At 73.1% G+C, this 9,934-nt stretch carries 9 protein-coding genes; 6 read left to right on the forward strand and 3 right to left on the reverse strand.

The annotated features are described in order from the left end of the window. On the reverse strand, window positions 1-1,012 hold a 1,012-nt coding region (locus tag H0488_RS12350), incomplete at its 3' end, for an AAA family ATPase (protein ID WP_183099576.1). Window positions 1,013-1,024: 12 nt separating this feature from the next. Next, window positions 1,025-1,687 (reverse strand): calcium-binding protein, encoded by a 663-nt coding sequence (locus H0488_RS12355; protein WP_183099577.1) that lies wholly within the window; start codon window positions 1,685-1,687, stop codon window positions 1,025-1,027. Between the two features lie 189 nt (window positions 1,688-1,876). Here H0488_RS12355 and paaZ point away from each other — a divergent pair, with 189 nt between their 5' ends. Both paaZ and H0488_RS12365 read left to right on the forward strand, forming a co-directional pair. Then, window positions 1,877-3,934, forward strand: a complete 2,058-nt coding sequence (paaZ, locus tag H0488_RS12360; RefSeq protein WP_183099578.1) for a phenylacetic acid degradation bifunctional protein PaaZ — start codon at window positions 1,877-1,879, stop codon at window positions 3,932-3,934. A 15-nt stretch (window positions 3,935-3,949) separates the two neighbouring features. After that, complete coding sequence (locus H0488_RS12365) at window positions 3,950-4,792, forward strand: 3-hydroxybutyryl-CoA dehydrogenase (protein ID WP_183099584.1); 843 nt, start codon at window positions 3,950-3,952, stop codon at window positions 4,790-4,792. 3 nt (window positions 4,793-4,795) lie between these two features. Here the strand turns inward: H0488_RS12365 and H0488_RS12370 are convergent, their stop codons facing one another. Further along, the gene (locus H0488_RS12370; RefSeq protein WP_183099579.1) at window positions 4,796-5,167 is read right to left on the reverse strand and encodes an MmcQ/YjbR family DNA-binding protein; all 372 of its coding nucleotides are present in this window, start codon (window positions 5,165-5,167) and stop codon (window positions 4,796-4,798) included. A 144-nt stretch (window positions 5,168-5,311) separates the two neighbouring features. Between H0488_RS12370 and H0488_RS12375 the strand changes: the two genes are divergently transcribed. From H0488_RS12375 to H0488_RS12390, 4 genes are all read left to right on the forward strand, one after another. Continuing rightward, window positions 5,312-6,820, forward strand: a complete 1,509-nt coding sequence (locus H0488_RS12375; protein WP_183099580.1) for an ABC transporter substrate-binding protein — start codon at window positions 5,312-5,314, stop codon at window positions 6,818-6,820. Further along, window positions 6,808-7,791 carry an ABC transporter permease gene (locus tag H0488_RS12380; RefSeq protein ID WP_220794516.1) on the forward strand — a complete coding sequence of 328 codons (984 nt, stop codon included), beginning with the start codon at window positions 6,808-6,810 and terminating at the stop codon, window positions 7,789-7,791. Before H0488_RS12375 ends, H0488_RS12380 begins: the two co-directional genes overlap by 13 nt. Further along, the gene (locus H0488_RS25020; RefSeq protein ID WP_220794517.1) at window positions 7,788-8,624 is read left to right on the forward strand and encodes an ABC transporter permease; all 837 of its coding nucleotides are present in this window, start codon (window positions 7,788-7,790) and stop codon (window positions 8,622-8,624) included. The genes H0488_RS12380 and H0488_RS25020 overlap by 4 nt, the downstream gene beginning before the upstream one ends. Continuing rightward, a partial coding sequence (locus H0488_RS12390) for an ABC transporter ATP-binding protein (protein ID WP_183099581.1) occupies window positions 8,621-9,934 on the forward strand: 1,314 nt, incomplete at its 3' end. The genes H0488_RS25020 and H0488_RS12390, both read left to right, overlap by 4 nt.

Raw genomic sequence — 9,934 nt, forward strand, 5'->3', positions numbered from 1 at the left:
GCCCCAGCTCGACCACCGCCTCCAGCAGCGGCCAGACCAGCTGTCCCTCGCCCAGGGCAGCGGCCTCGACCAGGCGCCGGGCACCACCCGGCAGCGCGCCGAGCCGCGCCTCGGCGACGGCCGCGACGCTGCTGAGACCGGGGCGCCCGCGAGCCGCAGCGAGCTCCTCGACCACGAACGGCACGCCGTCGCCGACCTTGACGATGTCGCGCACCACCTCCGCGGGAAGCGGCTCGTCCAGCAGGCCAGCCAGCAACCGCCGTACGTCGTCGGTGCCGAGCCGGTGCAGCAGGACGGTGTCCGCGGCCGGCAGCCGGCCGAGCTCGTCCAGGTAGCGCAGGGTGCTGGCGTCGGCCGGCAGCTCACCGAGCGCCTCCGTGCGCGCGGTCGCGACGACGAGCAGCCGACCGCTCTGCCGACGACCCAGCACGCTGACCAGGTCGCGGGTCGCGTCGTCGGCCCACTGGAGGTCCTCCACCACCCAGCAGACGAGGTCCTCCTTCGCCAACCGGTCGAAGAGGGCGGCGGCGCCGGCCAGCACCCGGGCCGGGTCGGAGCGCTCGACGACGGGGCCGGGGAGGACCGGCCCGAGGAGCTGGCGCTCGGCGTCGGTGACGACCCCGCCCCCGCGCTTCCGGACCAGGTCGGCGAGCGTGTCGGCCAGGACACCGAACGGCAGCCCGCCGGTCGCGAGATCCACACCGTGGCCGGTCAGGACCAGTCCGTCCGGGACCTGCTCCTCCAGCTCGCGCACGAGTCGGGTCTTGCCGATGCCGGCCTCGCCGGTGACCAGGACCAGGCCGGGCTGCCCGCTCCGAGCGCGGTCGGCCGCACCCCGGAGCAGTGCCAGCTCACGGTCGCGCCCGACCATCTCGCGACTGCGCCACCGCCCCATGGGGAGATGGTTCCAGGCAAGACCGAGTCCCGCAGCAAGGTGCGGGACGAAGTCGGCGACGGGCAGCTCACCCAAGGCGTCGGCGCCGCCCGGGGCCCGGGCGGCGCCGATGGTCATCGCTGCGCCCCGCTACAGCGGGTAGTGCTCGTCGCAGTCGCCGTCGACGACGTCCAACGAGGCGTCGTAGGAGACGACCTCGTAGCCGTACGGCGAGCAGTCGATGGTGTCGCTCCAGCCGTCCGCGGCGTACACGAAGTCGAGGCCGCCGCTCAGGTAGACGTAGTCGGTGCCAGGGCCCGGATAGACGTCGTCGTCGTCGGGACCGTCGTAGATCGAGTCGGTGCCGCCGCCGCCGTACAGCAGGTTGTTGCCGGTCCCGCCCTCCACCATGTCGGCACCGCCGCCACCGTCCACGATGTCGGCGCCGGCCTCGCCGAAGAGCCAGTCCCTGCCCGGGCCCCCGGACACCTCGTCCCCCGCGTCGCCCGCGTAGATCCGGTCGACGCCTCCCTCGCCGTACAGGTGATCCTGGCCGAAGCCGCCGTAGAGGGTGTCGGAACCGCGGCGGCCCCACACCTCGTCGTCGCCGGCGCGGGCGCAGATCTTGTTGTCCCGTGCGTTGCCCGGGAGCCAGTCGTCGCCCGGCCCGCCGCTGAGGGCCCGGTCGCAGCGGGAGCTCGCGTGTGCGGGGCTCGCGGTGGCCGGGAGCAGGGCCACGACACTGCCTGCCAGGACGGCGGCGACGGCGAGCCCCGCGCCGTGGCGACGGGTGAACGGGTTGTGGTTGTACATCGGGTCCTCCAGGGAGTCTGGGAGTTGTCGGTCGACCCGAGATTGCGGCTAAGACCGGCGTACGACGTCAGCAATTCGCCGCATCTTCGAGCCGCCTACGGGTTGGCACCCGCCGACCTGGCCATTTACCGACCGAACGGTGGGTAATACGGTGGGCACCGGGGACCACCGACGGAAGGAACCGACACCGTGAGCCAGCCGGCCCGGGTACTACAGAGCTACGTTGCGGGGTCCTGGCAGGCGGGCGACGGCGAGGGCGATCCACTGCTCGACGCGGTGACCGGCGACGAGGTCGCGCGGGTGTCCAGCCGGGGCATCGACCTGCGCGCGATGGTCGACCACGCCCGTACGACGGGCGGGCCCGCCGTACGCGCCCTGACCTTCCACGAGCGGGCCGGCCTGCTCAAGGCGCTGGCCAAGCACCTCGACGGCGCCAAGGACGAGCTCTACGCCCTGTCCCTGCACACCGGCGCCACCCGGCGCGACGCCATGATCGACGTCGACGGCGGGATCGGCACCCTGTTCAGCTACGCCTCCAAGGGCGCCCGCGAGCTGCCCAACGACACGATCGTCCTCGACGGCGACCTCGAGCGGCTCTCGCGCGGCGGCACCTTCGTCGGCCAGCACGTCTACACCTCGCGGCCCGGGGTCGCCGTCCAGGTCAACGCGTTCAACTTCCCGGTGTGGGGCCTGCTCGAGAAGCTCGCGCCGGCGTTCCTCGCCGGCCTGCCGACCATCGCGAAGCCCGCGAGCCAGACCGCCTACGTCGCCGAGGCGCTGGTGCGCGCCGTGATCGACTCCGGCATCCTGCCCGCCGGCTCGCTGCAGCTCCTGTGCGGCAGTGCCGGCAGCCTGCTCGACGAGCTCGGGGAGCAGGACTCGGTGGCGTTCACCGGCTCCGCGCACACGGCCGGGCTGCTGAGCGGCCACCGGGCGGTCGTGCACGGCGGCGTGCGGCTCGGTGTCGAGGCCGACTCGCTCAACTGCTCGATCCTGGGGCCCGACGTCACCGCCGACGACCCCGAGCTCGATCTGTTCGTCAAGGGCGTCGTCACCGAGATGACCGTCAAGGCCGGGCAGAAGTGCACGGCGATCCGGCGCGCGATCGTGCCCGCGCCGATGGCCGAGACGGTCGTCGACGCGATCGCGGCGCGGCTGGCGAAGGTCACCGTCGGCAACCCCGCTCACGAGGACGTGCGGATGGGGGCGCTCGCCAGCCTCGGCCAGCGCGACGACGTCCGCAAAGCGGTCGAGGCGCTGCGATCCTCCGCCGAGATCGTGTACGGCGACCCGGCGTCGGTCGAGCTGGTCGACGCCGATGCCGAGCGGGGCGCGTTCCTCGGGCCGATCCTGCTCCGCGCGTCGGCGGGCGCGGTCGAGCCGCACGACGTCGAGCCGTTCGGGCCGGTGAGCACGGTCCTGACCTACGACACCGTCGACGAGGCGATCGCGCTGGCCGCCCGCGGCCGCGGCAGCCTGGTCGGCTCGCTGGTCACCCACGACGGCGACCTCGCCCGCCGGGTGGTGCTGGGCCTGGCGCCCTGGCACGGCCGGATCCTCGTACTCGACCGCGACGACGCGGCCGAGGCGGCGCAGGCGGGCGGCCACGGCAGTCCGCTGCCGGTGCTGGTCCACGGCGGCCCGGGCCGGGCAGGCGGCGGCGAGGAGCTCGGCGGCGCCCGTGCGGTGCTGCACCACCTGCAGCGCTCCGCGATCCAGGCCTCGCCGGACCTGATGACCGCGATCACCGGCCGGTGGACGACCGGGTCCCAGCGACGCGACGACGGCGTCCACCCGTTCCGCAAGAGCCTGGCCGAGCTGCGGATCGGCGACACGATCACCTCGGCGGCGCGCGTGGTGACCGGCGCCGACATCGAGCGGTTCGCCGACCTCACGGGCGACACCTTCTACGCGCACACCGACCCGGTGGCGGCTGCGGCCAACCCGCTCTTCGGCGGCATCGTCGCGCACGGCTACCTCGTCGTGTCGCTCGCCGCCGGCCTGTTCGTCGACCCCGACCCGGGCCCCGTGCTCGCGAACTTCGGCGTCGACCGGCTGCGCTTCCTGACGCCGGTCAAGGTCGACGACAGCGTCCGGGTCGCCCTGACGGTCAAGGAGATCACACCCAGGGCCACCGCAGACTACGGCGAGGTGCGATGGGACGCTGTGGTGAGCAACCAGGACGACCAGCCGGTGGCGACGTACGACGTGCTCACGCTGGTCGCGAAGACCTGGCCACCGGCCTAGAGAGGATCACCAATGATGGAGCGAATCGGAGTCGTGGGCGGCGGCCTGATGGGATCCGGCATCGCCGAGGTCTGCGCGCGCGCAGGGTGCGACGTACTCGTGGCGGAGTCGGACGCCCCGGCGGCCGAGGCGGCCCGGGCGCGCATCGAGAAGTCCGTGCGCCGCGCGGCCGAGCGCGGCAAGATCCTCCACCCCGACGACGTGCTGGCGAAGGTCCGGGTCACCACCGACCTCGACGAGATGGCCGACCGCGACCTGGTGATCGAGGCGATCGTCGAGAACGAGGCCGCGAAGGTCGACCTGTTCACGCGGCTCGACAAGATCGTCCAGCCGGACGCGATCCTGGCGTCCAACACGTCCTCGATCCCGATCATGAAGCTGGCGGTCGTCACCGAGCGGCCCCAGCAGGTGCTCGGCGTCCACTTCTTCAACCCGGTGCCCGTGCTCAAGCTGGTCGAGCTGGTCCCGAGCCTGATGACGTCGGAGGAGACGACCACCCGGTCCCGCGCATTCGTCGAGCAGCAGCTCGGCAAGCAGGCGATCCTCTGCCAGGACCGGGCGGGCTTCGTGGTCAACGCGCTGCTGATCCCGTTCATCCTCTCGGCGATCCGAATGATGGAGTCGGGCTTCGCCACGGCCGAGGACATCGACCACGGCCTGGTGCTCGGCGCCGCCCACCCGCAGGGGCCGCTCGCCCTCGCCGACCTGATCGGTCTCGACACGACCAAGGCGGTCGCGGAGTCGCTCTACGAGGAGTTCAAGGAGCCCCTCTACGCGCCCCCGCCGCTCCTCGCGCGGATGGTCGACGCCGGCCTGCTCGGTCGCAAGACCGGACGCGGGTTCTACACCTACGGCTGAACCTCAGGCGCCCGGCCGCTCGACCAGGTCGACCAGGCGCTGCGGAGCCTGGAGGCAGTAGGAGTCGGTCAGCAGCTCGGCCAGCTCGGCCCAGTCGGTGTCGTCGTCGAGCATCATGCCGACGACGTTGTCGCCCCAGCCGACCTTGAAGTACGGCGCGCCGAGGTGCTCGAACGCGAGCACCTCGTCGGGCTCGGCGCGGAACGTGATGCGGAACAGCTGGTCCTCACCGCCGAACACGTGGGCCACGGTCGCCGGTCCGACCCGCCACCGCACCCCCGTCCACGCCGCCTCCTCGCGGCACTCCGGGAACACCTCGAGCACGGCGCGGAGGCGCTCGACCCAGGCGAGCGGCACGTCGGGGCGGTCAGGCACGCCCCGGAATCTGCCACATCCCGCCGACAAGGTCGTCGCGCGTTTGCCTTTTGAGAACGGTTCTCATTATCGTTCGGCCTTCTCCCAACGGAAGGCACGACGATGCAGAGGTTCCGGCGCGCAAGCGCAGCAGTCACGATCGCGATGGTTCTCGGACTCGCGTCCGGCTGCGGTCAGTCCCAGGCGGACGTCCAAGGGGGTGACACGTTGCGCGTCGCCGGACCGTTCGAGGTCCACAGCCTGGAGCCGACCGCCAGCAGCGGCTTCTTCACCCGGCTCGAGGTCGCCGAGACCCTGGTCACCGCCGACCTCGAGGGCGAGCTCGCGCCGGGTCTCGCCGAGGTCTGGACCTCCTCGCGCGACGGCCGGACCTGGGACTTCGACCTGGTCGACGACGCGACCTTCCACGACGGCACACCGCTGACCCCCGAGGCGGTCGTCAACGCTCTCGACATCGTGCGCAAGGACGCAGCCAGCCCCCTGGCCGAGGCGCCGATCGACCAGATCACGGCGACCACCTCGGGCGTGCGGTTCGAGCTGAGCGCCCGGCACCTCACCCTGCCCGCCGTCCTCACCCACTACAGCACGATGATCCTGGCTCCGGCCTCCTACGACGAGGACGACCGGGTCGCGGAGATGATCGGGAGCGGCCCCTACCGCGTCGACCGGGTCGAGCTGCCCGGGACGATCGAGGTGACCCGCTTCGACGACTGGCGCGGCACGCCACCGGAGATCGAGCACATCAGCTACCAGACCGTCGGCCGCGCGGAGTCGCGTGCGCTCATGGCGACGGGCGGCGAGGCCGACATCGTGTGGCACCTCGAGCCTGCCGGCCGCCAGCAGGTCGAGGCCACCGACGACACCGAGCTCGTGTCCACGCTGCAGCCGCGCACGATCATGCTCAAGGTCAACAACGAGCACCCGATCCTGGGCGACGTCGACGTACGACGGGCGCTCAGCCTTGCCCTCGACCGCGAGGCGATGGCGGAGGCGGTGCTGCGCGAGTCGGACCTGGCGGCGACCCAGCTGCTCCCGCCCTCGCTCACGGCATGGAACCAGCCCGACCTGGCGCCGCTCGAGCACGACGTCGACGCGGCCCGCGAGCTGCTGGAGGACGCCGGATGGACTGCCGGCTCCGACGGCATCCTCACCAGGGACGGGACGCCGCTGCGGCTCACCCTCCTGACCTACCCGGACCGGCCCGAGCTCCCCGCCCTCGCCACCGCCATCCAGGCGTCGGCCCGCGAGGCCGGGATCGACATCGAGGTCGAGGTCACCAACTCCAGCGAGATCCCCGCGCAGCACGCCGACGACACCCTCGAGCTGGCCCTCATCGCCCGTCACTTCGCCCTGGTGTCCGACCCGCTGGTGACGGTGGCCGACACCTTCGCGCCCGAGGGCTCCGACTGGGGCGTGCACAACTGGTCGGACCCGGAGATGACGGCCGCGGTCGACGCCTTGCTGGCGGGTCCGTCCGAGGACCGCGCCGCCGCGCTGCGCCGTACCGTCGCGACCATCGCGCAGGAGCAGCTGCCGCTGCTGCCCGTCGCCTGGTACCGCATGAACGCCGCCGTCAGCGACCGGGTCGAGGGCTTCGTGATGGACCCGCTCGAGACGTCCTGGCACTTCTCCCGGGTCCGGTGGGCGTCCTGATCCCGGCAGCAGGGCCCGCGCGCGTCGCGCGGGTCCTGGCCGGCCGTGCCCTGCAGGGGCTCGGGGTCGCCGTCCTCGTCTCCGGCCTGTGCTTCCTCGTCGTCCAGCGCCTGCCCGGCGACATCGCCTATCGCATCGCCGCCGGCCGCTACGGCTACGACCTGGTCGATGCCGAGGCGGCGGCCGGCGTCCGGGCCGAGCTGGGTCTCGACCGACCTGTCTGGCAACAGCTGCTGGCCTGGCTCGGCGACCTGCTCCAGCTGGACTTCGGGCGGTCCCTCGTCACCCACCAGCCCGTGCTCTCCGAGGTCGGCTACTACCTGACCGGCACCCTGCAGCTCGCGGCGGTGGCGCTCGCCCTCGCGGTGGTGATCGGAGGCACCATCGGTACGGCGGCAGGGCTGCGCCCCGCGAGCGCGATCGACCGGCTCACCGACCTGTGGGTCGCGACGGTGCGGGCATTGCCCGCGTTCCTGCTCGGACTGCTCCTCATCCTCGTCCTGTCGGTCCACCTGGACCTGCTGCCCTCGGCCGGCCACGGCGGGGCGACGAGCATCGTGCTCCCGGCGACGACGCTCGCCCTCGGGCTCTCCGGCCTGGTCGCGCGCGTCACCCGGGACGCCGTGGTCGAGGTGCGGCAGTCGGAGTACGTGCGTTTCGCCCGCACCAAGGGACTCGGCGAGCGCGTGGTCCTGGTCCGTCACGTCGCACGCAACGCCGTGTCCGTGCTCGTGCCGTATCTCGGCGTGCAGGCGGTGGTCCTGGTCGAGGGCGTGGTCGTCGTGGAGGCGCTCTTCTCCTGGCAGGGGCTGGGGCACGCCCTGGTGCACGCCGTGTTCTGGCGCGACATCCCCGTGCTGCAGGCCACCGCGCTGGTCCTCGCCCTGCTCGTCGTCGCCGTCAACGCGGTGGTCGACCTCGCCGTGCTGTGGCTCGATCCACGGCCCCGCCGGCAGGCGGTGACGTCGTGACGACCATCGATCCCACGCTCGTCGGCCGGTCGCGTACCGCCCGGGCGAGCGGCGCCGGCACGCGCATCCGCCTGGCCAGCGCCGCCGTCCTGGGCGTGCTCCTCCTGTTCGCCATCGTCGGTCCGATCGTGCTCGCGGATCCTGCGGCCCAGGCTCTGGACCGCTACCTCGAGGCGCCCAGCCTGGCCGAGCCGCTCGGCCGGGACGAGTACGGCCGCAGCGTCCTGGCGCGGCTCGCCCACGCCACCCGGCTGTCGCTCCTCCTCGCCGGGCTGTGCGTCGGCACGGCGCTGCTCGTCGGCACCTCCGCCGGGATCCTGGCCGCCTGGGGCGGCGGCTGGATCGACACCGTCCTCCGCTCGGTCTCCGAGGTGTTCGTCGCGCTGCCGGCGCTGCTCGTCGTGCTCCTCGTCGCGGCCACCGCCGACGGCGGGATCTGGGCTCTCTACGTCGGCATCGCCCTCGCGCAGTGGGTGGAGTACTTCCGGGTGGTGCGGGCCCGCGCGGCGGTCGTCCTCGGGTCGCCGGCCGTCGAGGCGGCCCGGCTCCTGGACCTGGGGTGGCTGCACGTCGTACGACGCCACCTCTGGCCGGGCCTCCGTCCCCTGCTCGTCACCCTCGCGTCGCTCGGCATGGTCACGTCGATCCTCGCCATGTCCACGCTCGGCTTCGTCAAGGTCGGCCTCCAGCCACCCCGCGCCGAGCTCGGGCTGATGGTGACCGAGTCGTTCCCCTTCTACGACGTGGCGCCGTGGCTCTGCCTCGCCCCGGTGACGGTGCTGTTCGTCCTGACCATCTGCTTCCTCGGCCTGAGGAGAACGGACGTCGCATGACCGAGCCGACCCTGACCATCGACCGCGCCGTGGTGCGGCACGGCGACACCGTGCTCGTCGACGTCGCGGACGTCGCCCTCCTGCCTGGGCGTCCCGTGACGATCATCGGCGAGAGCGGTTCCGGCAAGTCGCTCCTCGCGCACGCCGTCATGGGCACCGCCGCCGGGGACCTCGCCGTCGCCGGGTCGATCCGCCTCGGCAAGCGGGTGCTCGACCTCGCCGACCTCGCCGGTCGCCGCTCACTGTGGGGACGCGAGCTGGCGCTCCTCCCCCAGGAGCCGGCCACGGCCCTCGACCCCACGATGCGGGTCCGCGGCCAGGTCGCCGAGGGGGTGACCGGCTTCCGCTGGCGGGACGCCCGCGCAGGCGCGGCCGCCGACGCCGCGCTCGGACGCCTCGGCCTGGGGCGCTCAGGGCGCGCCTTCCCGCACCAGCTGTCCGGGGGGATGGCGCAACGGGTGGCGTTCGCGGCGACGACGATCGGCGGCGCGCCCGTGCTCATCGTCGACGAGCCCACGAAGGGGCTGGACCCGGTTGCCCTCGACCAGCTCGCCGCCCTGCTGACGGAGCACTCCGCCGCCGGCGGGGCGTTGCTCACCATCACCCACGACCTGCGCCTTGCCCGACAGCTCGGCGGCGACGTGCTGGTGATGCGCGACGCGACCGTGGTCGAGCGCGGTCCCGCTGCCGAGGTGCTGAGCGAGCCGGCCCACGGCTACACCCGCCAGCTCCTCGCCGCCGAGCCGCGCAGCTGGCGGTTCCCGTGGATGCGTGACCTGCCGCCCGCTCCCCGCGATCCACTGGTCACCGCGACCGGGCTCGCCAAGACGTACGGCGCCACGCCCGTGCTCGACGACGTCTCGCTGACCATCCGCGCAGGTGAGCGGTGGACCGTCAGCGGGCCGAGCGGAGTCGGCAAGTCGACGCTGGGCAACCTGCTCCTCCGCCTGGTCCCGCCCGACCGGGGCCGGGTCGACCACGCGCCCGCGCTCGGGCCGGGGCGGATCCAGAAGCTCTACCAGGACCCGGGGACGTCCTTCCCGCCGCGGACCCGGATCGGCGCCGCGATCGCGGACGTGGTCAACCGGCACGACGTCCGGCCCGACCGCCTGCCCGCGCTGCTCGCCTCGGTCGGCCTGCACGAGGGCCTCCTCGACCGTCGTCCGGGACAGGTGTCGGGAGGCGAGCTCCAGCGGCTGGCCATCGTGCGCGCGATGCTGCCCGGGCCGGAGCTCGTGGTGGCCGACGAGGCGACCTCCCGGCTGGACCTCGTCACCCAGGCCACGACGACCGACTGCCTGATGGAGGAG

The organism is Nocardioides pelophilus (genome assembly GCF_014180685.1).
GTDB lineage: Bacteria > Actinomycetota > Actinomycetes > Propionibacteriales > Nocardioidaceae > Nocardioides > Nocardioides pelophilus.